The organism is Allobosea sp. GW821-FHT10B12, from assembly GCF_059415545.1.
Window position 1 is genome coordinate 1 of record NZ_JBWKNL010000010.1, and the last position, 20,519, is coordinate 20,519.

General features: G+C 66.2%; 22 protein-coding genes and 1 tRNA gene. 6 read left to right on the top strand and 17 right to left on the bottom strand.

The annotated features are described in order from the left end of the window. The 3 genes from AC07O0_RS25605 to AC07O0_RS25615 all read right to left on the bottom strand — a co-directional run. On the bottom strand, positions 1 to 396 hold a 396-nt coding region (locus AC07O0_RS25605), incomplete at its 3' end, for a hypothetical protein (RefSeq protein WP_494626941.1). Positions 397 to 594: 198 nt separating this feature from the next. After that, positions 595 to 1,221, bottom strand: a complete 627-nt coding sequence (locus AC07O0_RS25610; protein WP_494626943.1) for a transglutaminase-like cysteine peptidase — start codon at positions 1,219 to 1,221, stop codon at positions 595 to 597. 282 nt (positions 1,222 to 1,503) lie between these two features. Beyond that, entirely contained in the window at positions 1,504 to 1,983 is a 480-nt protein-coding gene (locus tag AC07O0_RS25615) for an MgtC/SapB family protein (RefSeq protein WP_494626945.1), read from the bottom strand. A 111-nt stretch (positions 1,984 to 2,094) separates the two neighbouring features. Here AC07O0_RS25615 and AC07O0_RS25620 point away from each other — a divergent pair, with 111 nt between their 5' ends. Together AC07O0_RS25620 and AC07O0_RS25625 are read left to right on the top strand one after the other, a co-directional pair. Further along, positions 2,095 to 2,379: a hypothetical protein gene (locus AC07O0_RS25620; protein WP_494626946.1), complete on the top strand. Its 285-nt coding sequence runs from the start codon at positions 2,095 to 2,097 to the stop codon at positions 2,377 to 2,379. Between the two features lie 245 nt (positions 2,380 to 2,624). Continuing rightward, positions 2,625 to 4,052, top strand: a complete 1,428-nt coding sequence (locus AC07O0_RS25625; protein ID WP_494626948.1) for a DUF5677 domain-containing protein — start codon at positions 2,625 to 2,627, stop codon at positions 4,050 to 4,052. A gap of 44 nt (positions 4,053 to 4,096) precedes the next feature. On the opposite strand, the gene AC07O0_RS25630 is transcribed toward AC07O0_RS25625, so the two are convergent. From AC07O0_RS25630 to AC07O0_RS25650, 5 genes are all read right to left on the bottom strand, one after another. Beyond that, positions 4,097 to 4,172, bottom strand: a tRNA-Phe gene (locus AC07O0_RS25630). Between the two features lie 437 nt (positions 4,173 to 4,609). Continuing rightward, positions 4,610 to 4,819, bottom strand: a complete 210-nt coding sequence (yacG, locus tag AC07O0_RS25635) for a DNA gyrase inhibitor YacG (protein ID WP_494626950.1) — start codon at positions 4,817 to 4,819, stop codon at positions 4,610 to 4,612. Beyond that, positions 4,809 to 5,633, bottom strand: coding sequence for an SDR family NAD(P)-dependent oxidoreductase (locus tag AC07O0_RS25640; RefSeq protein ID WP_494626951.1), 825 nt, complete (start codon positions 5,631 to 5,633; stop codon positions 4,809 to 4,811). Before AC07O0_RS25640 ends, yacG begins: the two co-directional genes overlap by 11 nt. A 127-nt stretch (positions 5,634 to 5,760) precedes the next feature. After that, a complete protein-coding gene (locus AC07O0_RS25645; RefSeq protein ID WP_494626953.1) occupies positions 5,761 to 7,188 on the bottom strand; it encodes a hypothetical protein in 1,428 nt (475 codons plus the stop codon). A gap of 21 nt (positions 7,189 to 7,209) precedes the next feature. Continuing rightward, positions 7,210 to 7,860: a Maf-like protein gene (locus AC07O0_RS25650; RefSeq protein WP_494626954.1), complete on the bottom strand. Its 651-nt coding sequence runs from the start codon at positions 7,858 to 7,860 to the stop codon at positions 7,210 to 7,212. A 286-nt stretch (positions 7,861 to 8,146) separates the two neighbouring features. Here AC07O0_RS25650 and AC07O0_RS25655 point away from each other — a divergent pair, with 286 nt between their 5' ends. Then, complete coding sequence (locus tag AC07O0_RS25655) at positions 8,147 to 8,524, top strand: hypothetical protein (protein WP_494626955.1); 378 nt, start codon at positions 8,147 to 8,149, stop codon at positions 8,522 to 8,524. Here AC07O0_RS25655 and AC07O0_RS25660 read toward each other — a convergent pair. The 3 genes from AC07O0_RS25660 to AC07O0_RS25670 form a co-directional block, all read right to left on the bottom strand. After that, the gene (locus AC07O0_RS25660) at positions 8,521 to 9,378 is read right to left on the bottom strand and encodes a CDP-alcohol phosphatidyltransferase family protein (RefSeq protein ID WP_494626957.1); all 858 of its coding nucleotides are present in this window, start codon (positions 9,376 to 9,378) and stop codon (positions 8,521 to 8,523) included. The two genes, AC07O0_RS25655 and AC07O0_RS25660, sit on opposite strands and share 4 nt — an antisense overlap. A 166-nt stretch (positions 9,379 to 9,544) precedes the next feature. Continuing rightward, the gene (locus AC07O0_RS25665; RefSeq protein ID WP_494627183.1) at positions 9,545 to 10,291 is read right to left on the bottom strand and encodes a phosphatidylserine decarboxylase; all 747 of its coding nucleotides are present in this window, start codon (positions 10,289 to 10,291) and stop codon (positions 9,545 to 9,547) included. 589 nt (positions 10,292 to 10,880) lie between these two features. After that, positions 10,881 to 12,536 (bottom strand): FAD-binding dehydrogenase, encoded by a 1,656-nt coding sequence (locus tag AC07O0_RS25670; protein WP_494626959.1) that lies wholly within the window; start codon positions 12,534 to 12,536, stop codon positions 10,881 to 10,883. A 144-nt stretch (positions 12,537 to 12,680) separates the two neighbouring features. On the opposite strand from AC07O0_RS25670, the gene AC07O0_RS25675 reads away from it, so the two are divergent. Beyond that, positions 12,681 to 13,682 (top strand): SDR family oxidoreductase, encoded by a 1,002-nt coding sequence (locus tag AC07O0_RS25675; RefSeq protein WP_494626961.1) that lies wholly within the window; start codon positions 12,681 to 12,683, stop codon positions 13,680 to 13,682. Between the two features lie 112 nt (positions 13,683 to 13,794). After that, a complete protein-coding gene (locus AC07O0_RS25680) occupies positions 13,795 to 14,187 on the top strand; it encodes a hypothetical protein (protein ID WP_494626962.1) in 393 nt (130 codons plus the stop codon). A gap of 58 nt (positions 14,188 to 14,245) precedes the next feature. On the opposite strand, the gene AC07O0_RS25685 is transcribed toward AC07O0_RS25680, so the two are convergent. The 6 genes from AC07O0_RS25685 to AC07O0_RS25710 form a co-directional block, all read right to left on the bottom strand. Continuing rightward, positions 14,246 to 14,749: a hypothetical protein gene (locus tag AC07O0_RS25685; RefSeq protein ID WP_494626964.1), complete on the bottom strand. Its 504-nt coding sequence runs from the start codon at positions 14,747 to 14,749 to the stop codon at positions 14,246 to 14,248. Positions 14,750 to 14,830: 81 nt separating this feature from the next. Continuing rightward, positions 14,831 to 15,721: a DMT family transporter gene (locus tag AC07O0_RS25690; RefSeq protein WP_494626966.1), complete on the bottom strand. Its 891-nt coding sequence runs from the start codon at positions 15,719 to 15,721 to the stop codon at positions 14,831 to 14,833. Next, entirely contained in the window at positions 15,718 to 16,371 is a 654-nt protein-coding gene (locus tag AC07O0_RS25695; RefSeq protein WP_494626968.1) for a class I SAM-dependent methyltransferase, read from the bottom strand. Before AC07O0_RS25695 ends, AC07O0_RS25690 begins: the two co-directional genes overlap by 4 nt. Beyond that, positions 16,368 to 17,222 carry an AraC family transcriptional regulator gene (locus tag AC07O0_RS25700; RefSeq protein ID WP_494626970.1) on the bottom strand — a complete coding sequence of 285 codons (855 nt, stop codon included), beginning with the start codon at positions 17,220 to 17,222 and terminating at the stop codon, positions 16,368 to 16,370. The genes AC07O0_RS25695 and AC07O0_RS25700 overlap by 4 nt, the downstream gene beginning before the upstream one ends. 91 nt (positions 17,223 to 17,313) lie before the next feature. After that, positions 17,314 to 19,224 carry an ABCB family ABC transporter ATP-binding protein/permease gene (locus AC07O0_RS25705; protein WP_494626972.1) on the bottom strand — a complete coding sequence of 637 codons (1,911 nt, stop codon included), beginning with the start codon at positions 19,222 to 19,224 and terminating at the stop codon, positions 17,314 to 17,316. Positions 19,225 to 19,314: 90 nt separating this feature from the next. Next, entirely contained in the window at positions 19,315 to 19,941 is a 627-nt protein-coding gene (locus AC07O0_RS25710; protein ID WP_494626974.1) for a nucleoside triphosphate hydrolase, read from the bottom strand. Positions 19,942 to 20,112: 171 nt separating this feature from the next. On the opposite strand from AC07O0_RS25710, the gene AC07O0_RS25715 reads away from it, so the two are divergent. Beyond that, the gene (locus tag AC07O0_RS25715) at positions 20,113 to 20,445 is read left to right on the top strand and encodes a hypothetical protein (protein ID WP_454025494.1); all 333 of its coding nucleotides are present in this window, start codon (positions 20,113 to 20,115) and stop codon (positions 20,443 to 20,445) included. The last annotated feature ends 74 nt before the right edge of the window (positions 20,446 to 20,519 follow it).

Below are 20,519 nucleotides of genomic sequence, written 5' to 3' on the forward strand. Positions count from 1 at the left end.
GGTCACGGCGGCGGCGGCCATGGTGGTGGCGGCGGTCACGGCGGCGGCGGCCATGGTGGTGGCGGCGGTCACGGCGGTGGCGGCCATGGTGGCGGCGGCCATGGTGGCGGCGGTCACGGCGGTGGCGGCCATGGTGGTGGCGGTGGCCACGGCGGCGGTAACGGCTCCAATGGCGGCGGCGGTGGCGGAGGTAACGGCGGCGGCCATGGCGGCGGCGGTCACGGCGGTGGCGGTGGCCATGGTGGTGGCGGTGGCGGCGGCGGCCATGGCGGCGGTGGCGGCGGCGGCCATGGTGGCGGCGGCGGCGGCGGTGGCCATGGTGGTGGCGGTGGCGGCGGCCATGGTGGTGGCGGCGGCGGCGGTGGCCATGGGGGTGGCGGCGGCGGCGGTGGCCATGGGGGTGGCGGCGGCGGCGGTGGCCTCAGCCGTTGAGACCAGGCTTGTATCCGATCAGGCTGGTACGCAGCCTGATCGGATCATGCGCTCTCCAGTACGCACGACGATCCTGGCCTCGGCGCGCAGCCGGGCACCAAAGCGAGCAGATCCTCCGATGTCCCGGCTTCGCGGAACAGGTCTTCCCGGCGACCGGGCCGCTCAGCGCCGATCCGGACGCCGGGTCGCAGCAGTCACGACGACGGTGCCGCCATCGATCGCCTCCCAGGCACGCGGATTGGCCTGCGACATGCGGGTGAAGAACAGGTACCCGGTCTGCGTCCAGGGCAGCAGGCGGGAGGTCTTGTTGTCGAGAACGAGATCCCCTTCCGAGGTCGCGGCCATCAGCACCGCATGCCCCTCGCCGGCGGGCGTGCCGACGACCGCGATCAGCAGGGCCGAGGACGGCCAGCCGCGCTCGATCAGTTGCTTGCGCTTCAGCAGCGCGAAATCCTCGCAATCGCCCTGGCCGTCGGTCGGGATGCTCCAGACATCCTCGCGGCCATGATGCGCCTGGTCGGAGATCTCCGAGATGGCGGAGTTCACCCGGCCATTGACCTCCTGCAGGTCGCGCTGGCGTTCCGGGGTCAGGACGACCTGCCGCGTCAGCGCCCCGGAGCGGCGGCATTCCGCCGGGTTCCTGGCGCAGAAACTGACGAAGGCCGGCGGCGGCGAGGCCGATCCGCGGGTCCTGGCGGCGAGCTGCTCGGCCTGGGCAGGGCCCGGCAGAACTCCGGCCAGCAGCGCGGCACTGAGCGCCCATGAGGCGAACGAGACAGGCTTCGTCATGGTCGAAACCACATCGTCATGGTCCGCCTTGCAGGGAGAGATCGCGGGAACGGCCGGTCGAAGGATGGGCGCCTTTGCTTAAGAAAGAAGGCAATTCTGTGATGAGAAATGACGGGAGATTCGGGCGGCCGAGGCAAGGCTGAAAGCGCCCCGTCAACAGAATCCGCAGGGTGCGCCAGCGCGCGCCAGGTGAGATTTTTGCCTCAATACGCTGATTTCGCCCGAGAAAGCGGCCGGAGTTCAGATCAAGATTCAACCAGCGGCATGGCGAATTTCGGCGGATCAGGCGGTTCCGTCGCCGCCGTCCTGCGGCCGCTCCGGCCTGCCGGCCCAGCGCTCGATCGAGTGATCGACGGCGAGCAGTGCCATGGCGAGCACGGTCGCCGACAGCACGATCGCATGGTCGCCGAGCCCGGCGGCGCAGCCGAGCGCCGCGGTCACCCAGATCGCCGCCGCCGTGGTCAGGCCCTGCGGCGTGGTATGGCCCTTGCGCAGCACGATGACGCCGGCGCCCAGGAAGCCGATGCCGGTGACCAGCCCCTGCACGACGCGGCTGGCCGCGTCGATCTCATGCGGCTCGCTGAAGATCGTCGCGGCGGCGGCGGTACCGAGGCCGACGAGCCCGAAGGTGCGGATGCCGGCGGCGCGCTGCCTGTGGGTGCGCTCCCAGCCGACGACGATCCCGGCCGCCATCCCCGCCAGCAGGCGCAGCAACAGATCGATCTCGCCCCAGACGTCGAAGCTCATGCCAGTGACGCTCATCCCGCCCTCCCCGCAGCGATTGCCCGTGGGGCGTGAACGCGCGAGGAAGCGAGGTGTTGCCGCATGTGGTTCATGCGGCTGAGATCACCGTATCGCCGCGAGGTCCGACAGATGCCCTATACCGACCCGCTCGAGCCGATGCTCCAACGCGAGGAAGAGTTGCGCCATCAGATCGCCAGGCGCCTCGTCGAGGAAGCCGGCGCCCCGCCGCCGCCTGCTTTGTCAGCCGATCAACTCGCCGCCGCCGATGAGGCGATCGCCGCCTGGGAAGAGCAAGGCGAGGAAGAGCAGGACCAGCGCGCGTTCCGGGCCATGGGGCCGCTGCAGGAGCTGCTGGCGGAGCATCGGGAGGTTGTGGAGCGGATTGTTGAGGAGCGTGATCGGCGCCTTTCTTAACGGTAGCCCGACGACTAAAGATGGATGCGCTAGGGCAGAGGAGTAATTTTAGACTACCTAATCGACATATTTAGCTCATTCTATGCAGCCCGACCGACAGACTGGTCGATAATTTCCTTTATGTGCGGATCATTTCTATGCACGTGACAGATCGTAACGATGGATAATGCTGAGGCACTGGGAGCACGATGAGACCGACTCCACTAGAAAAGCTCAGGAAAATTGGCCCCGTCTTGAAAGGCCCCATGGATCAATTGGGTCCGATACAATTCAGCTCCTGGGTGAATGAGATTTTGCCCGATATGCTTTGGGCAATCTTGCTGATTTCACAACTACCTCGCGAGAAGGCTCTTAGCGCCTTTCGAGTGGTTCTTCGATTGCTTCGAGAAGTGCAACCTGAGCTTAATCGCGGAATGCTCGGCCATTCCCGCTTAGCAGCTGTGGAAAATGCACTGTTCGATAAGTTATTCGGGCTGATTTGTGAGGATAGCGAAACCAAGACCGCGTTAGCACCGCTTCTTTCGATCGAAACCTTGCCGGACGCAGAACATTGGCGGCGGATGCTCGGCAATCAGGAAACGAGAGATGGAGCCTCGATTCTGGCCGGCGCCATTGCGCAATGCTTCAATCATCAATCTCAGCAGGCCACCGATTGTAGATGGCTTCGGGTCATGACGTTTCTGGCCCAGGATCGCATGTTTTTCGCTGACACCATGGCAGACAGAGTGAAGGAGATTATCGAATATCCTTCGAAAGGCGATATGCGATCTGTTCGACCGCATATTCGAGCCAATGAGATGGCTACTCGGTCAATAGACGCCGATTTATTCCAACCCTACAACGAAGAGTTCTGGAAAGAGTGCTGGGAAAAAACAGACTGCATTCTCGAAGTAGTCGAAAAAAGCGCCGATTTGATATCACGGCCAAAATTGCTTGATGCCCTTGCGAAGCTTGACAACGAAATTGCGGGGCATTTTGTTCAAACCATCAAAACTACAAATATAGACCCCCGTCACGATGGAGCATTTGGGCTCGTATTTTATTTAACTCACCAACTGTTGTTTAATATTAAAGCCGCAACCGGCCAAACCTCGGTTGGCAGAATGGCGCTACGAGCCTCAGTAGAAGCTTACATCACGTTAAGCTATCTAACAAAACACGACAATGAGACTCTATGGCTCCAATATCGAAACTACGGAAATGGTCAGAATAAACTTACATACTTAAAATCTTTGAAGAAAAAGGACTATCCTGATTTTATTAGCAAAGAGACTATTGAATTATATATTAATGAAGATATTTGGCATGAATTCCTTGATATTAAACTTGGCGCTTGGGACAATAAAGACCTCAGAAAGATGGCTTCCGAATGCGATCTTAAGGATTTTTATGACAAACATTATGATGCACTTTCCGGCTATACGCACGGAAATTGGATGGCAGTGCGACACACCGTCTTTGGCCAATGCTGCAACCCGCTTCACAGGTTCCACCGCGTACCTGTGCCTCCTCGACTGTTTGCCGAAGACGCACTGCCTGACATGATCAAAATTCTGAATCTCAGCTTGGATCGCCTCAACACACTCTACCCGACCTTCAAGCCGCGTTTGCACAAGACAGACTACGAAGCTGCGCTGGCCAAGACCGCAGAAGCTCCCGCTTCCGATCAGTAGACACGGACGTTTTTGGAGGCTTGTGGAAGCTATTGAGAAGCGAATGGTGCCCAGGGGCGGAATCGAACCACCGACACTGCGATTTTCAGTCGCATGCTCTACCAACTGAGCTACCTGGGCATTCCCGCGAAGCGCGCTGCGCTTCGGTTGGTGCGAGGCGATATAGAGGGATGGGCGCGGGCTGTCCAGCCGACAAACGATCCTGCCGGTGGGAAAATTTCGTTCGGACCCGCAGAGCCGTGAAAACCGCAGCCAGGACGGCGATTTACCGCGCCGCGCCCGGCGGTGGCGCCAGCCTGGTCAGCCGCGAGCCCGGTTCGCAGTGCAGATGCTGACAAGTCCTGGAACCAAAGCGCGGTAGTCGGGTTGATGCGGCGGCGCCAGCAACGGTGCCGTGCCTGCCGCCGATCTGGAGCAAGCCGCGGATGTACCGGCAGCTCGATCGCGCGGGAGGCGGAATTCGGGCGCTCTCGCCCTCCGGATAGTCCTGACCCGTCGCGCGGCCGGTCAGCGAACGGCCCGGCGTCCTCCCGAAAGGGACACGCCGGGCCTTTCCATTAATTGTCCTCGTCGCGCCGCATCGGCGCTTCCTCGGTCTCGTCCAGCGGCTCTCCCGGAATCACGTAGCTGCCCTTGAGCCAGCGGCCGAGGTCGATGTCGGCGCAGCGCGACGAGCAGAACGGCTTGAAGCGCTGCACGGAAGGCTTGCCGCAGATCGGGCAGGGCCGTGCGGGCGGGGCAGGTTTCTCGGGTTGTTCAGGCGCCATATTGCAAGGTCACTCCGCCATCGACTGGAAGCTCGATGCCGGTGACATAGCGCGCTTCGTCGCTGGCGAGGAAGAGCGCTGCCCAGGCGACGTCCCAGGCCTCGCCCATATGGCCCATGGGAACTTGACGGTCTCGCGCCGCCCACATCGCTGCGACATCGCCCTTGCCATAGCTCTGGGCGAGCCCAGCCGAATGCTCGACCATCGGCGTCTTCATCAGCCCAGGCAGCACGGCGTTCACGCGAATCTTCTCGGGCGCGTACTGCGCCGCGGTGGTGCGGGTGAGCTGGTTCATCGCCGCCTTGCTGGCGCCATAGCTGGCATAGGGCACGCCGGTATGGCGGATCGAGGCGATCGAGGAGATGTTGATGATCGAGCCGCCCTGCCCGCCCTCGGCGAACTGACGCTGCATCACCGGAATGACATGCTTCATCGCCAGGAAGCAGCCGGTCAGGTTGACCCTGAAGACGCGCTCCCAGGTCTCCAGCGGCAGGTCGACGACGCTGCCGACCTCGGCGATGCCGACATTGTTGTCGAGCACGTCGATGCGGCCATAGGCCTTGAGCGTCGCCTCGACCAGCGCGCGCAGGTCGTCCTCGCTGGTGACGTCGGTGCGGATCGCGAAGGCCTCGCCGCCCTCGCTGGCGATGATGTTCGTGGTTTCCTCAGCGGCCTCGAGGTTGCGGTCGGCGCAGACGACCCGCGCGCCCTCGCGGGCGAACACCGTCGCGGTCGCCTTGCCATTGCCCCAGCCCGGGCCGATCGAGCCCGCACCCGCGACGATCGCGACCTTGCCTTCGAGACGTTTCGTCATACCGGTGTTCCCTGCCCTGCGCGCCATCTGATGCCGGCGCCTTCGCGATGGCGCCACCATCGGCACTCGCAGCGGCCTGGGCAAGCGCATGGCATGCAAGCCGGCATGCGCGGCCGGGCCGGCTTTCTCAGGCGAGTTGAGCGGCAGCGAGAGCAATCGCGGTAGTGAGGCCGACGACCAGCGCGAACCAGGGCCAGAGCGCGCGCAGCGCCTGCCCGGTCTCGGCCGTCGTCGCCTTGATCAGGACCTGGCCCATGGTGACGCGGACCGGGCTCACCGCGGTGAGCAGGCTGCCGGCGACGACCGCGGCGGCGATGACCAGAAGCCTCGCCTCGCCGGCCGGGACGAGCGCGGTGGCGAGCGGCATCGAGACTGCGCCGGCGCCGGTATTGGAGCCGGTGAGATAGCCGCCGAGCGCACCCGCGACCGGTACGATCCCGGCCGACCAGGAGCCGAGCACATTGCTGACGGCGAGCCCGATACCGCCGGCCAGGCCGGAGCCGACCATGATCCAGGCCATGCCGACGAGCAGGAAGGTCAGCAGCGCCGCGCGGCCGGCGCGCTGCAGCGTCAGCTTCATCAGGGCCGTGGCCTGCTTGGCCCCGCCGCGGCGGATGGCGACCACGAGCGCGATGATGATCAGAGGCAGGGCGGGCGAGAGCAGCGGCGCGAAGGCGGAGGCGTCGGCGAAGGGCTTGAAGGACGGATGCTCCAGCCGGTCGTGGATCGCCGGCACCAGCCGCATCAGCGCCAGCGCGACGACGAGGGCGATATAGGGCGCAAGGCGGGTCAGGAGCGTCCGGTCGAGCCCGGCAAAGCCCTTCACGCGCAGGAAGCGCAACAGCATCACGGGGGCCAGAGCCGCGATCGCGGCGAGCTCCAGCGGTAGGGTCAGGTTGGCGGCGACGAGCAAGGCCATCAGCAACGCGATCAGGCCGGCCCATTCGAGGCGGTCGGCGAGCGCGGGTGGCAAGCCGGCCTGCCGCGACAGGCGCCAGAACAGCGGCAGCAGCACAGCGCCGAGCAGCGCCGTCACCAGCGCGACCCGCCAGATCAGCTCGTTCAGCGAGACGCCGGCGATGTCGGCGCTGATCCTGGTGCCGATGCCGAGCGCACCCCAGGGCACCAGGATCTGGCTGAAGGTGGCGAGCGCCAGCGCCGGCGCCTTGTCGACACCGAGCCGACGAGCGCCGGAGACGGCGACGACATAGCCGACGCCGAAGCCGGTCGCGGTTTCGAGGAAGGGTCCACGCAGCAGGCAGGCCTCGGCGAGCGAGCCATGCTCCGGCTTGCCTGCGTCGGCTTCGTCTTTCGTCCGTTCCAGGCTGAGCGAGAAGGCGAGCCCGGCGACGATGACCAGCACTGCCGGCAGGCCGATCCAGGCGCCAGCGGCGAAATGCCTGATGATCGCGGCGGCGTCCGGATGCGCCGGGCCAGCGAACCAGGCGACGAGTGCCGCGCAGAGCGTGCCAAACAGCCCGGCGACCAGCGCCGAGCGGCCCGAAAGAATTAGCCCGAGGAAGAGGATGAGCGGCGAGAGCCAGATCAGAATCATGGCCGCCAGGTCTCGCTCGGCTCAGCCGACATTCAGCCAGCCGAGCCGCACCGGGAAGCCCTCGCCGCCGAGCAGGTTGACCGTCTCGTAGAGCGGCAGGCCGACCACGCCGGTATAGGAGCCGACGAGCTTGACCACGAAGGAGCCGGCGATGCCCTGGATGGCATAGGCGCCGGCCTTGCCGCGCCATTCGCCCGAGGCGAGGTAGTTTTCGAGATCGTCGCTCGACAGCCGCTTGAAGCGCAGGCGCGTCTCGACGACGCGCTCGCGGATCGCGCCGGAGGGGGTTGCCAGCGCGACACCGGTATAGACCCGGTGCGCCCGGCCGGAGAGCAGGCGCAGGCAGGCGGCGGCCTCGTCGACGATCTCCGCCTTGGGCAGGATGCGCCGGCCGACCGCGACGACGGTGTCGGCAGCGAGGATATAGGCGCCTTCGAGATCAGGCCGGCCCTTGAGCCCGGCCAAGCCCGCCTCGGCCTTGGCGCGGGCGAGCCGGCGGGCGAGATCGCGCGGGCGCTCGCCCTTGAGCGGGCTCTCGTCGAGATCGGAGGGCAGCAGCGCGTCGGGCTTGAGGCCGGCCTGTTCGAGCAAGGCCAGGCGCCGCGGCGAGGCCGAGGCCAGGACCAGCTTGGGCCGCCAGCCGGGCGGCTTCTGGGAGCTGAAGAGATTCAAAGCGTATCGGCTCGCTGCGCGTCGAGGGCGGATTTCCTGCAAGGCTTTAGAGCATGTTCCGCCGAACTGGGAACCACTTTCGCTCTTGCGGCATGGTTGCATGCCGACCGGCGCGTCGCACGTGGCTCCCGACATCTCCTGTGCAAGGCCCAGAATTTGGGCACCGCCATGCATTGTCCCGGATTGCACTAAGCCGTTTAGCTTGCCACATCGGACGGGCGGGCGTGGCGGCGACCCGCAAGGCTTGGCCCATCGGCCCCCTTCTCGTCACCGGAGAGCTTTCGCCATGGCGTCACGGACTGGATCTGCCTCGACTGTCGCATTGGCGGCGGATGCGCAAAGCGTTCTCGCCGAGATGGTCGCGATGCAGGTCGATGCCGGTCTCACCATCGCGATGCGGCTGCCGATCCTGGCCAAGGGCGCGCTCGGCGACGCCAGGGGCCAGCGCGAGGCGAGCAAGGCGGTGGTCGAGAAGGCTGCGGCCATGGCGGAGAGCAGCTTCGCCATCGGCCATGCCGCGGCGCTGTTCTGGTGGAGCATGGCGCTCAACCCGCTGACCCCGAACGGCCTCGGCGAAGCGACGGCCAAGGCCGTCCACAGCACATTGGAGCCGTTCTCGCGGCGCACCCGCGCCAATGCCAGCCGGTTGTCGAAGCGGCGCTAGGCTTTCGGTTCGGAGCCCGGCTCGATCACGGGGTCGGCGACGGTCGGCAATGCAGCCGCCGCTGCATGCTCGCGCTCCAGCTTGCGATAGCGCGCGACGCTGACCGGGATCAGCGCGAGATAAGCGACGACGATCAGCGCGAGCATCTCGAACGGATAAGCGAAGAGCAGACCTGCTGCGACGACGACCGCGACGAAGATCGGCAGCACCTGGTCGCGTGGGATGCGGGTGCCGAGGGTCTTGCCCGCATAGCAGGGGATGCGCGAGATCGTCAGGAAGGCGATGAACAGGATGTAGAGGCCGACGAAGGGCGCGCCATAGTCCTGCACGGGCACGCCGATGAAGTGCAGATAGAGCGGCAGCATCGCGGTGATCGCGCCGGCCGGGGCGGGCATGCCGACGAAGAAGTTCTTCTGCCATTCCGGCCGGTCGGGATCGTCGATCATCACGTTGAAGCGCGCGAGTCGCAGCGCCATGGCGCAGGCCAGCGTCAGCACGATGATCCAGCCGAACGACCTGAGGTCGTGCAGGACGAAGACCCAGAGCACATAGCCGGTGGCGACGCCGAAATTGACGAAATCCGAGAGCGAATCGAGCTCGGCGCCAAAACGCGAGGTGCCCTTGAGCAGGCGCGCGAGACGGCCGTCGACGCCGTCCAGCCCCGCCGCCACCAGGATGCAGACCACCGCCAATTCGAGCTTGCCCTCGACGACGAGGCGCATCGCGGTCAGGCCGAGGCAGAGCGCCAGCAGCGTGATGACGTTGGGCGCGATCAGCCGGAACGGGATCGGCTTGAAGCGCGCGCGCTTGGTTTCGACGCGCTCGGGCTCGAAAGGCGGAAAGAGGTCGCTCATATCAGCCGGAATACGCGGTTTTCAGGTGGGAGGCTAGCGTGGGAGCGACGCTTGGCGTCATGCTCGGGCTTGACCCGAGCATCTCAGGACCAGAGAGCGGCATCGCCATCTCGTCACGAGATTCTCGGGTCTGCGCTTCGCTCCGCCCGAGAATGACGACCCTGGCTCAAATCCCGCGGAACACCCGGGTCGGGTCGTTGCCCGAGAAATCCGCCAGCACGGTCTCGCCGGCGATCGCGGTCTGGCCCTCGCCGACCAGGGGCGTCACGCCCTGCGGCAGGTAGACGTCGACGCGCGAGCCGAAGCGGATCAGGCCGAAGCGCTCGCCCTGGCCGAGCGGATCGCCCTCCTTGACGAAGGGCACGATGCGGCGCGCGATCAGGCCGGCGATCTGGACGACCGCGATGGTGCCGGCCGGGGTCTCGATCGCCAGCGCGTTGCGCTCATTGTCCTCGCTCGCCTTGTCGAGCTCGGCATTGAGGAAGAGGCCCGGCGTATAGGCCATCTTGAGCAGGCGGCCGGCGACGGGGCTGCGATTCACATGGCAGTCGAAGACGTTCATGAACACCGAGATGCGCGTCATCGGCTCGGCCGGCAGGTCAAGCTCCGGCGGCGGCACGGCGGTGGCGATCTGGCTGATGCGGCCGTCGGCGGGTGAGATCACCAGCCCCTCGCGCTGCGGCACGATGCGCACGGGATCGCGGAAGAAATAGCAGATCCACAGCGTGATCAGCGTGCCGATCCAGCCGAACGGCCCCCAGAGCTGGCCGAGCACCAGCGTCGCCACCACGCCGATGGCGATGAAGACATAGCCTTCCTTGTGGATCGGCACGATCGTCCGGCGGACGGAGTCGACGAGAGACATGGGCGTTAGTCCTGTTGCTCTTGTTGGCGCGACGCGCGCATCTGGCAGTGCCTTCGCGGCCGGGTTGAGGCCGCAAGACGGCGAAGCTGTTTAAGCTTTTGCGGGCTTTTGCGAAAGAGGCGCGGGGATGGCGCGACAATCAATCCCCGCGGTTTAAAGCCGTTGTATTCTCACCCCGTCCCGTCCGACCGAGGGGGCTGTCGCGAGGCATCGTGCGGCCGGGCGGGAGAGCGGTGTCCGCTTTGAACAGCCGTCGCGGGCTGGAATGGCGGAGGGGCCTCGTCGTCCGGGCTTGAGCCCGGTCCTGCCGGACCTGAAAGCACGGCGAGGCACCTCAAAGAGAACCGCGCGCGAGGTTCGGGAGCGGCGAGCATCGCTGCTTCGACATCTCGACATCGACATTCGACACAGCGGCGGAACGCTGCCGCATCCGGACCTCGCGCACCCCTTGGGCTTGCGCTCCTTCAAATCCTCGCGGCGAAAGCCGGCGAGGCTTTTGGCGCGGGGATTGTCCTTCTCCCCTCGGGGGAGAAGGTGGCAGCGCGAAGCGCTGACGGATGAGGGAAGGACGGTCACCCAGTCATACCGCCCTCATCCCCCTGCCGGGACCTTCTCCCCCGAGGGGAGAAGGGGAGCCCTACCCCACCGCCAGCGCTGCCGCCCTGCCCGCGACCCGCCCCGAGAAGATGCAGCCGCCAAGGAAGGTGCCCTCGAGCGCGCGATAGCCGTGCAGGCCGCCGCCGCCGAAGCCGGCGGCTTCACCGACTGCATAGAGCCCGGGCACCGGCTCGCCATCCTGCCCCAGCACGCGTGCCGACAGGTCGGTCATCAGCCCGCCGAGCGACTTGCGCGTCAGGATGTTGAGCTTGACTGCGACCAGCGGGCCATGGGCCGGGTCGAGGATGCGATGCGGTTTTGCCGTGCGGATCAGCCGGTCGCCGAGATAGGCGCGGGCACCGCGCAGCGCCGTGACCTGCAGGTCCTTGCCATAGGGATTGTCGGCGTCGCGGTCGCGCGCCTCGATCTGACTGCGCAAATGCGCCTCGTCGATCAGCCCGGCACCGCCGAGCGCGTTCATCCGGGAGACCAACCGCGAGAAATCCGTCTCGACGATAAAATCCTCGCCCTTGTCGAGGAAGGCCTGGACCGGCGCCGGCATGCCGGCCCGGGCACGCTGGATCACCTGGCGCCAGCTCTTGCCGGTGAGGTCGGGGTTCTGCTCGGAGCCGGAGAGTGCGAACTCCTTGGCGACGATGCTGCGGCTGGTGACGAACCAGGAATGGTCGAAACCGGTCTTGCGCAGGTGTTCCAGCGTCCCGAGCGTGTCGAAGCCGGGAAAGAGCGGCACCGGCAGGCGGTTGCCGCGCGCATCGAACCAGAGCGAGGACGGGCCGGGCAGGATGCGGATCGCGTGCGCCGGCCAGATCGGCGCCCAGTTGGCGATGCCCTCGACATAGTGCCACATCCGGTCGCCATTGATCAGCCGGCCGCCGGCGGCTTCGGCGACACTGAGCATCTTGCCGTCGACATGGGCCGGGACGCCGGAGAGCATGTGTTTTGGCGGCTCGCCGAGGCGCTGCGGCCAGTTGCGCCGGACGAGCGCGTGATTGCCGCCGATACCGCCGGAGGCGACGATCACGCCTTGCGCCTTGAGCGCGAAGCTGCCGGTCACGGTGCGCGAACTCGCCTGCCCGCGCTCGATCGCACTGTCCTCCAGCACCTGGCCCTCGACGCCGTCGACGATGCCGCTGCTGCGGGTCAGGCCGGTGACACGATGACGGAAGCGCAGCGCGATCAGCCCTTTCACCTCCGCCTCCGCGACGCGGCGCAGGAAGGGCTCGAGCACGCCGGGGCCCGTGCCCCAGGTGACGTGGAAGCGCGGCACGGAATTGCCGTGGCCGGTGGCGAGATAGCCGCCGCGCTCGGCCCAGCCGACGACCGGGAACCAGCGCATGCCCTGCCGGTGCAGCCAGCTGCGCTTCTCGCCGGCGGCGAAATCGAGATAGGCCTCCGCCCACGCCCTGGGCCAATGGTCCTCCTGCCGGTCGAAGCCGGCCGAGCCGAACCAGTCCTGCCGGGCGAGAGCGAGCGAATCCCTGATGCGCAGGCGGCGCTGCTCGGGCGAATCGATCAGGAAGAGCCCGCCGAAGGACCAGTGCGCCTGCCCACCCAAGGAGGCGTGCGGCTCCTGCTCGACGATGACCACCTTGCGGCCGGCATCGGCCAATTCGGCGGCAGCGACGAGACCGGCAAGGCCCGCGCCGACGATGACCACATCCGCATCGAGCGCCATGCACCCTCCCAGCCGCCGGATTCCCGTTGCGGTTGAGCTTGCCGAGAAATCGGCGGACCGCAAGGGCGTATCCGGCCATGGGCGGAACCGGGACGGGAACGACACGTTGCCCGAAACAACGGGAAAGCGCGCAAGGAGGCGACGATGGCCAAGACCGCCGTGAAACGGACAGACGACCGGGCACCCAAATCGGTGAAGGCCGCGGCCAAGCAGCAGCGGCGCATCCAGAAGGACATCGCCCGCGCCGATGCCCGGCCGCTGAAGAAGAAGGATGGCGCGATGCAGGCCGGCGCGCGCCTCTACCCCGTGCCACCGTTCAAGCCCCAGCATCAGGCCAAGCCCGGCTCGGAAGCAGCGCTCGATCCGGCACCGATGTACGATGCGCCCTACTACAAGGGCTCGGCCAAGCTCGAGGGCAAGGCCGCGCTGATCAGCGGTGGCGATTCGGGAATCGGACGGGCGGTGGCCGTCCTGTTTGCGCGCGAAGGTGCCGATGTCGCGATCCTGCATCTCGGCGAGGACGCTGATGCGCACGACACGCTGGCGGCGATCGAGACAGAAGGCCGCAAGGGAATCGCCATTTCCGGAGATATCCGCGATTCATCCTTCTGCCGGAACGCCGTCGCAAAGACAGTGAAGGCGTTCGGCGGGCTCGACATCCTCGTCAACAACGCCGCCTTCCAGGTGCATGCGCCGCGTTTCGAGGATCTCACCGAGGAACATTTCGACACGACGATCCGTACCAATCTGCACGGCTATTTCCACCTGACGCAGGCGGCATTGCCGCATCTCGGCAAGGGCAGCGCGATCGTCAACACCGGCTCGGTCGTCGGCCTGGAGGGCAGCAAGGAGCTGATCGACTACGCCACGACCAAGGGCGGCATCCACGCCTTCACCCGCTCGCTGGCGGCGCATCTCCTGCCGCGCGGGATCAGGGTCAACGCCGTCGCGCCCGGCCCGGTCTGGACACCGCTCAACCCATCGGACCGGCCGGCCAAGGCGGTCGCGGAATTCGGTTCGCAGGTGCCGATGAAACGCCCCGCCCAGCCTGAGGAGATCGCGCCGGCCTATGTCTTCCTCGCCTCATCGCACTGCTCGAGCTATATCAGCGGCGAAATCCTGCCGATCATCGGCGGGCATGGCTAGATCATTGGCCGCATCAAACATTTGCCGCAGAATGGTCACGAAAGACTTCGGAACGCATCCACGCCGCAGCGGTTGAATCCTCAGGACACATCATCAACCCTGGAGGATGAGGATGAGACCTCTGAAGATTGGATTGGTCGCCGGCGCGTTGGCGCTGTCCCCGATCGCGGCTCTGGCGCAAGGCGTCGACCTGCGACCGGAGAACAGCATTCCGAAATATGAGCGCGGGCCGACCAGCTACGACAATGCGCCCTATCGCGGCGGCACCTACAAGCCGGACGATGAGCGCCGCGGCTACGACCGCGGCGGCTATGACGGAGCGCGCTACGATACGATCTCGCAGCGTGAGGCGATCCGGATTGCGCGCCGCAACGGCGTCGCCGAGATCGACCAGGCCCGCTGGAGCGGCAATGTCTGGGTGATCGACGGCGCCGACAGGCGCGGCCAGGACCTCCGCGTCGAGATCAACTGGCGCGGCGAGATCGTCGACGTCGACCGCAACTGAGGCGGAAGCAGAAGACCAACATGGTGAGAACTTGGGCGGCCCCCGGGCCGCCCCTTTTTCATGCCGGCCGGGTGAGGCTCACCCCATTGCCGAAGCGCCTTGCCGCCAGCACCGTCAACGTCAGGAAGATCGCAAGCGCAATGCCCTGCGCGATCGCGAAAGGCGGCTCGCTCTGCGTCGGCGCCATGTCGTGCAAGACGTTCACCTTGAGGAACAGCTGGGCGATCAGCACGAAGATCAGCAGGTAGAATGAGAGCACTGCCGTGATCGCGTAGATCCGCCGCCAGGCGCCGCGCAGGCCGAAAGCGTAAAGCCCCAACCCGGCGACGACGATCAGCACCAGCGAGATCCCGCCGACGATATGCGAGGGCAACACGCCGCTGAAGGGAAAGGCGTAGCCGGTGGCGCTGGTTGCAAAGGCGGTCGACAGGAAGATGCCGTTCCAGCGTTGGCTGAGATGGCCCTTCAGCAACGCCGCCGTCATCGGAATGCCGGCGACGATGGCGATGATGCTGAGCCAGGTATGAAAACCGACCAGCGTGGTCGGGTCGAGCACGAACATGATGAAGCCCCCCGCTTCAAATGCAGTGCGCCATACTGGCAAATCCGGGGCCATCCTGGCGAGGGCTTTGTGGAAGCTTTCTCAACTGGAAGACTCGACGACCGGTGCTGCGCTCTCCGAGCGCTCTGGCCGCCGGGCCGTGGAGAAATAGGAGCCGGCGACGATCAGCGCGAAGCCCGCGAGCAGTGCGAGAGAGAACGGCTCGCCCAGCACCGTGACCCCGAGCAGGACCGCTACGGCCGGATTGAGATAGGCGATCACCGTCGCGCGCGACGCGCCGACCTCGGCAATCAGCGCAAACAGCAGCTGGAAGGCCAGGGCCGTGCAGAAGACCGCCAGGGCGATGACGGCGAGGGAAGCGTCCAGCGGGAAACGTGCCGGCCAATAGGCCGGGACGAAGGGCAGATAGATGACAGACGCGACGATGAGCGAGGCGACGACCACCGCACCATCGTCAGCGTCGGCGAGCTTGCGCGCTACGATGATCGGACCGAGCGCATAGCCGAGCGCGCTCGCACCCAGGGCCAGTGCCGGCCAGAGCCCGGCCGGCTGCTCGTCGAAGCCAAGCAGCGCGACGACGCCGGCGAGGCCGAGCCCGAGGCCAACGAGCCGGCCTGTCCCGAGCCGCTCCTGCGAGAGCACGACGCCCAGGATCGCGGCGAGGATTGGCGTCAGCGCGATGATCAGGCCGGCGAGCGAGCTCGTGACCTTCGTCTCGGCGAAGCCGATCAGGAACCAGGGCCCGCTGATCTCGACGAGCGTGAACAGGATCAGCCAGCCCGGCTTGCGGAAGCCGGCCATGATGCCCTTGCCGCGCAAGGCAAACGGCAGCAGCACCAGGGCGCCGATCGCCGCGCGGCCGAAGGCGACGATGATCGGGTGATAATCGACGACGGCGATCCGGATCAGCAGATAGGGCACACCCCAGATCACGCCGAGGGCGAGGAAGAGCAGCAAGGCTTTCCGGCTCATGCGGGCAGGCCCTTTCTGAACAAGGCGGTCAGCCAGCGGCCTTCGCGACCATCGAACGAGTAGGACCAGTGCAGAGCGAGGCCGAGCGCGGCCAGAGCGGCAATGATCTCGGAGCGTGGCCACAGGGCGACGTAGTACTCGTTCCCCTTCGAGCCGAGCTCGGCGGTCTCGCCCTGCCCTTCCCGCAGCGCGAGCAGGAAGACGCCGCCTTCGCGAATCGCCTCCGCGATCCTGGCGAAGACCGAAGGCAGGATTTCGCGCTCGACATGCTGGAGCACGTGGAGCGCGACGATCCCGTCATAGGGGCCGCCGAGCGGATCGCCGGTCACATCGAGGCGCTCGGCCTGGCGGCCGCGCCCCGCCTGGAAGTCCACGAAGGAGTCCGCGCCGTCGGTGCGCCTGACGATGAGCCCCCGCTCCTCGAGCCAGTCGGCGTCCCAGCCGGGGCCGGAACCGATCTCGAGCAGGCGGCTCCCGGGCGGGGCAATCTTCAGCAGCTCGATCAGCGCTGGCTGATCATCCGCCTCCGGCCTGGGCGCGGTCGTTTCCGCATACTCGTCGGCGCAGCCCTCATAGCCAGCGAGGGTCGACGCGTTGGAAGCCGAACGGCTCATCGCCTCGTCATCGCCGGGCGCATTCGGTGATGTCATCTCCCGCTCCCGTTTCCATCGCGCTCCAGGGGGATCCAGATCGTCAGGCCGCCGAGCCCGGTGCCCGGGTCGAAGGCATCATTGTGGAATTCGAGGACGGGACCGTTCGCCGCGTTGAGGCCGGCGGCAGGCAGTGCCTCGTTCCAGATCGCTGTATAGGTGTCGTAGATCGTCGAGACATGGTCGCGATGGTCGAAAACGGCGTAGCTCCGAGGCTCGATCTCCAGAGCGGCGAGCGGCTTTCGCGGCGCGGAGACCGAGCTGACCTCGGCAGCGCACATATACTCGAAGCAGCCATCCTCGTCCGGCGCGCGGCAGACGCCGATCGGTATGCCGGGAGCCTTGTCGACGATGTCGGCATAGTGGTCGCACATGAACGCCTGCCATTGCGCCGGAATCCCGATCGCCGATTCAAAGGAGCATGGGGCGGACAGGCCGACGAGACGCAGCCGGCGCAGCTCCCGCACCGTCGGGATCGGCGTCCGCGCACAGCCATTCGTCAATCGCAACGGCGCGACGAGGTCGATCCGCTCGGTGCTGCCACTATTGCGGACCTCCTCCGGCGTGGCACCAAACTGGTCGCGAAAGGCGCGGGTAAAGGCCTCGTGCGAGCCGTAGCCGAATTCGAGCGCAACCGAGAGGATGTCGGGCGCACCGGCCGCCAGGCGCTTGGCAGCCTCGCTCAGTCGCCGCGCCCGCAGATAGGTCATCACGGGCCAGCCGCTGGCCGTTCCGAAGGCGTTGGCAAGATGCGAGCGCGAGACCCTGCAGGCGGCCGCGATCGAGCCGAGCGTCAGCTCATTGCTCGAATTACGCTCGATTACCCAAAGCGCCTTGTCGGCAAGCGACATGCCCCGGCTCCTCCCCTGAGAGCCCCGTGCATATCACCCGCTTTAGCCCGTCGCTTGATCGTTCGTCCACAACCGGCGCGGAGCAGCAGCCTCACTGCGTCAGGCTGACCCTGACGCTCTCGCCCTCTTCCTGGGTCGCGCGCTGCAGCGTCGCCTTGGCCTCGTCGACCTGGCGCTGGCGGTTCCAGAGCGCGGCATAGACGCCATCGGCCGCGAGCAAGTCACGATGGTGGCCGCGCTCGACGATCAGGCCCTTGTCGAGCACGATGATCTCGTCGGCGTTGACCACGGTCGAGAGCCGGTGGGCGATCACCAGCGTGGTACGGCCCTCGCTGACCCGGTCGAGCGCGTCCTGGATCTCCTTCTCGGTGAAGGAATCGAGCGCCGAGGTCGCCTCGTCGAGGACCAGCACCGGCGGTCCCTTCAGGATGGTGCGGGCGATGGCGACGCGCTGCTTCTCGCCACCGGAGAGCTTCAGGCCGCGCTCGCCGACCGAGGTCTGGTAGCCTTCCGGCAAGGACTTGATGAAGCGGTCGATCTGGGCGAGGCGCGCCGCATCCTCGATCTCGGCTTGCGTCGCCTCGGGCCGGCCATAACGCAGATTGTACTCGATGGTGTCGTTGAACAGCACCGTGTCCTGCGGGACCATGCCAATCGCCGAGCGCAAGCTGACCTGCTGGACCTCGGCGATGTCCTGGCCGTCGATCAGGATGCGCCCGTTCTGCGGCTCGTAGAAGCGGAAGAGCAGGCGCGAGATCGTCGACTTGCCGGCGCCCGACGGGCCGACGATCGCGATGGTCTTGCCGGCCGGCACCTCGAACGAGATGCCGCGCAGGATCGGCCGCTCCGGCACATAGGCGAAGTGGACATCCTCGAAGGTGACGGTGCCGGCGCGGACATCGAGCGCGGGTGCGCCCGGCTGGTCCTGGATTTCCGGGTCGCGGCCGATCAGCGAGAACATCTGCTCGATGTCGAGCGTCGCCTGCTTGATCTCGCGATAGACGGTGCCCATGAAATTCAGGGGAATGTAGAGCTGGATCAGCATGGCGTTGATCAGCACGAAATCGCCGACCGTGTTGGTGCCGGCCTGGAAGCCGTGCACGCACATCACCATCGAGATGGTGAGGCCCGCCGCGAAGATCGCGGCCTGACCGAAATTGAGCCAGGCGAGCGAGGTGTAGGCCTTGATCGAGTTGCGCTCATAGCGCGCCATCGAGACATCGTAGCGGGCGGTCTCGCGCGCCTCGGCGCCGAAATATTTCACGGTCTCATAGTTGAGGAGCGAGTCGATCGCCTTGGCGTTGGCGTCGGTGTCGGACTCGTTCATCTGGGCGCGGATGGCGATGCGCCATTCGGTGGCCTTGATGGTGTAGGCCATGTAGCCGACCACCATCACGACCAGCACGACGACATAGCGCCAGTCGAACAGCCAGAGCAGCACGCTGATGATCAGCGTGACCTCGATAATCACCGGCACGAGCTGGTTGAGGCCGAGACGCACCATCTCCTCGATGCCGTTGCGGCCGCGCTCGAGCACGCGCGTCAGTCCGCCGGTCTTGCGCTCGAGATGGAAGCGCAGCGAGAGATGGTGGAGATGGCCGAAGGTCTGCAGCGCCAGCGTCCTGACCGCATGCATGAAGACCGGTGCGAAGATCGCGTCGCGCAACTGCACGAAGGCGGCCGAGCCGACGCGGGCGAAACCGTAGATCACAGTCAGCGCCAGCGGCGCGCCGACGAGCCAGGGCAGCCAGTTCGACAGCGAGGTCGGATTGTTGGCGAGCGCATCCGTCGCCCATTTGAAGGTGAAGGGCACGCCCATCAGCACCAGCCGGCCGATCACCAGCAGCACGAAGGCAGCAACGACGCGCTGGCGCAGATCGGCCCGCTCCGGCGGCCAGAGATAGGGCCAGAGCGCCTGGAAGGTGGCGATGAAGCCGGAGCCGGGCTGGAGCACAGCCGAGCGCGCGAGGGGCGCCGGAGCCGGCGTGGCAGGCGAGGACATTGAAATGCTTCCAAATGGAACCGCCGATATAGGCGGATTCTCTGGGGAATGCAGGGGGCGGGAGGAGAAATTGCGCCCCGGCTGGTTTCGTCAGAGCGCAGCGCCGTTCCGCCATAGGATGTCGGCCGGGTGGCTTCCTGCGATCACCAATCGCGCATTGGGCAGATCGTTGCCGTCGACCCAGCTACGCGCGGCCTCCTCGCTGCGGCCAAGATCGCGCCAGCGGGCCAGCAATCGGCGCTCCAGCTCGGCGAGCGGCACGTCGATGAAGATGGTCAGGTCGAAGAGCGGTGCGAGCTCGGACCAGGGCGCCCGATCGAGCAGGAGATAGTTGCCCTCGACCAGCACGAACCGGGCATCGGCGGGGATGATCGCCGCGCCGGCACGGGCAAGATCGGCCTCGCGATCGAAAAGCGGAACCGCGACATCACCCTCGCCCGACCGGATGCGCTGCAGCGTCGCCGCGAGGCCGGCGCAGTCGAAGGTCTCGGGCGCGCCCTTGCGATGGCGCAGCCGCTTCGCATCGAGCACGGCATTGTCGAAATGGAAGCCGTCCATCGGCACCAGCGCCGCCTCGCCGGTCAGAAGCGCCTCGAGCAAGCGGCCGCTCAAGGTCGATTTGCCGGCGCCCGGAGGTCCGGCGAGCGCAACGATGACACGGCGCAGATCACCGGCCCGCTCGACGATCCGGGCAGCGATGTCTTGGGCAGTCTGCATGGTCAAAGGCCCGGAAACTCCATTTTCCCGCAGCAGGATCGGCGACGTTCAGGGCGCCTGCAACCGAACGCTTTCGCCATGAACCGGCACCGATCAGGCCTTGTTCTCGTCGCAACTGCGATGTCAGACTAGTCTAAAGCCTTTAAAGGCTGAGGCTTGGAGAAGACGCCCATGACGCTTCGACGCATCCTTCCCGCCGCCTGCGCGCTCGCGCTGCTGCCGATCGTGCCGGCCCTCGCGCAATCGCGCCCGCCGGCGCAGATCAAGATCACCAATGCCCGCACCGTGCCGCTGGAATCGCTGGAGATCACCACCACGGGCGAGCAGGCCCGGCTCGTCGGCAAGCTCGCCAAGCCGCTGGCACCCGGCAAGAGCATCATGATCAAACTCAACAAGCCGGCCGGCTGCAGCTACTACCTGCTCGGCAAGTTCAGCGATGAGAGCGAGAGCGATAATGACGGCATCGACCTCTGCAAGGAGAAGTCGCTGCGCCTGACGGAGTGAACTCTTCCCCTTCTCCCCTCGGGGAGAAGGTGGCAGCGCGTAGCGCTGACGGATGAGGGAAGGAAGGCTGCAGC

Excerpts from the sequence above, each read along its gene's own strand:
- AC07O0_RS25610 (WP_494626943.1), bottom strand. The coding sequence starts at position 1,221 with ATGACGAAGCCTGTCTCGTTCGCCTCATGGGCGCTCAGTGCCGCGCTG.
- AC07O0_RS25615 (WP_494626945.1), bottom strand. The coding sequence starts at position 1,983 with ATGAGCGTCACTGGCATGAGCTTCGACGTCTGGGGCGAGATCGATCTG.
- AC07O0_RS25620 (WP_494626946.1), top strand. The coding sequence starts at position 2,095 with ATGCCCTATACCGACCCGCTCGAGCCGATGCTCCAACGCGAGGAAGAG.
- AC07O0_RS25625 (WP_494626948.1), top strand. The coding sequence starts at position 2,625 with ATGGATCAATTGGGTCCGATACAATTCAGCTCCTGGGTGAATGAGATT.
- yacG (WP_494626950.1), bottom strand. The coding sequence starts at position 4,819 with ATGGCGCCTGAACAACCCGAGAAACCTGCCCCGCCCGCACGGCCCTGC.
- AC07O0_RS25640 (WP_494626951.1), bottom strand. The coding sequence starts at position 5,633 with ATGACGAAACGTCTCGAAGGCAAGGTCGCGATCGTCGCGGGTGCGGGC.
- AC07O0_RS25645 (WP_494626953.1), bottom strand. The coding sequence starts at position 7,188 with ATGATTCTGATCTGGCTCTCGCCGCTCATCCTCTTCCTCGGGCTAATT.
- AC07O0_RS25655 (WP_494626955.1), top strand. The coding sequence starts at position 8,147 with ATGGCGTCACGGACTGGATCTGCCTCGACTGTCGCATTGGCGGCGGAT.
- AC07O0_RS25660 (WP_494626957.1), bottom strand. The coding sequence starts at position 9,378 with ATGAGCGACCTCTTTCCGCCTTTCGAGCCCGAGCGCGTCGAAACCAAG.
- AC07O0_RS25670 (WP_494626959.1), bottom strand. The coding sequence starts at position 12,536 with ATGGCGCTCGATGCGGATGTGGTCATCGTCGGCGCGGGCCTTGCCGGT.
- AC07O0_RS25675 (WP_494626961.1), top strand. The coding sequence starts at position 12,681 with ATGGCCAAGACCGCCGTGAAACGGACAGACGACCGGGCACCCAAATCG.
- AC07O0_RS25680 (WP_494626962.1), top strand. The coding sequence starts at position 13,795 with ATGAGACCTCTGAAGATTGGATTGGTCGCCGGCGCGTTGGCGCTGTCC.
- AC07O0_RS25685 (WP_494626964.1), bottom strand. The coding sequence starts at position 14,749 with ATGTTCGTGCTCGACCCGACCACGCTGGTCGGTTTTCATACCTGGCTC.
- AC07O0_RS25690 (WP_494626966.1), bottom strand. The coding sequence starts at position 15,721 with ATGAGCCGGAAAGCCTTGCTGCTCTTCCTCGCCCTCGGCGTGATCTGG.
- AC07O0_RS25695 (WP_494626968.1), bottom strand. The coding sequence starts at position 16,371 with ATGACATCACCGAATGCGCCCGGCGATGACGAGGCGATGAGCCGTTCG.
- AC07O0_RS25700 (WP_494626970.1), bottom strand. The coding sequence starts at position 17,222 with ATGTCGCTTGCCGACAAGGCGCTTTGGGTAATCGAGCGTAATTCGAGC.
- AC07O0_RS25705 (WP_494626972.1), bottom strand. The coding sequence starts at position 19,224 with ATGTCCTCGCCTGCCACGCCGGCTCCGGCGCCCCTCGCGCGCTCGGCT.
- AC07O0_RS25710 (WP_494626974.1), bottom strand. The coding sequence starts at position 19,941 with ATGCAGACTGCCCAAGACATCGCTGCCCGGATCGTCGAGCGGGCCGGT.
- AC07O0_RS25715 (WP_454025494.1), top strand. The coding sequence starts at position 20,113 with ATGACGCTTCGACGCATCCTTCCCGCCGCCTGCGCGCTCGCGCTGCTG.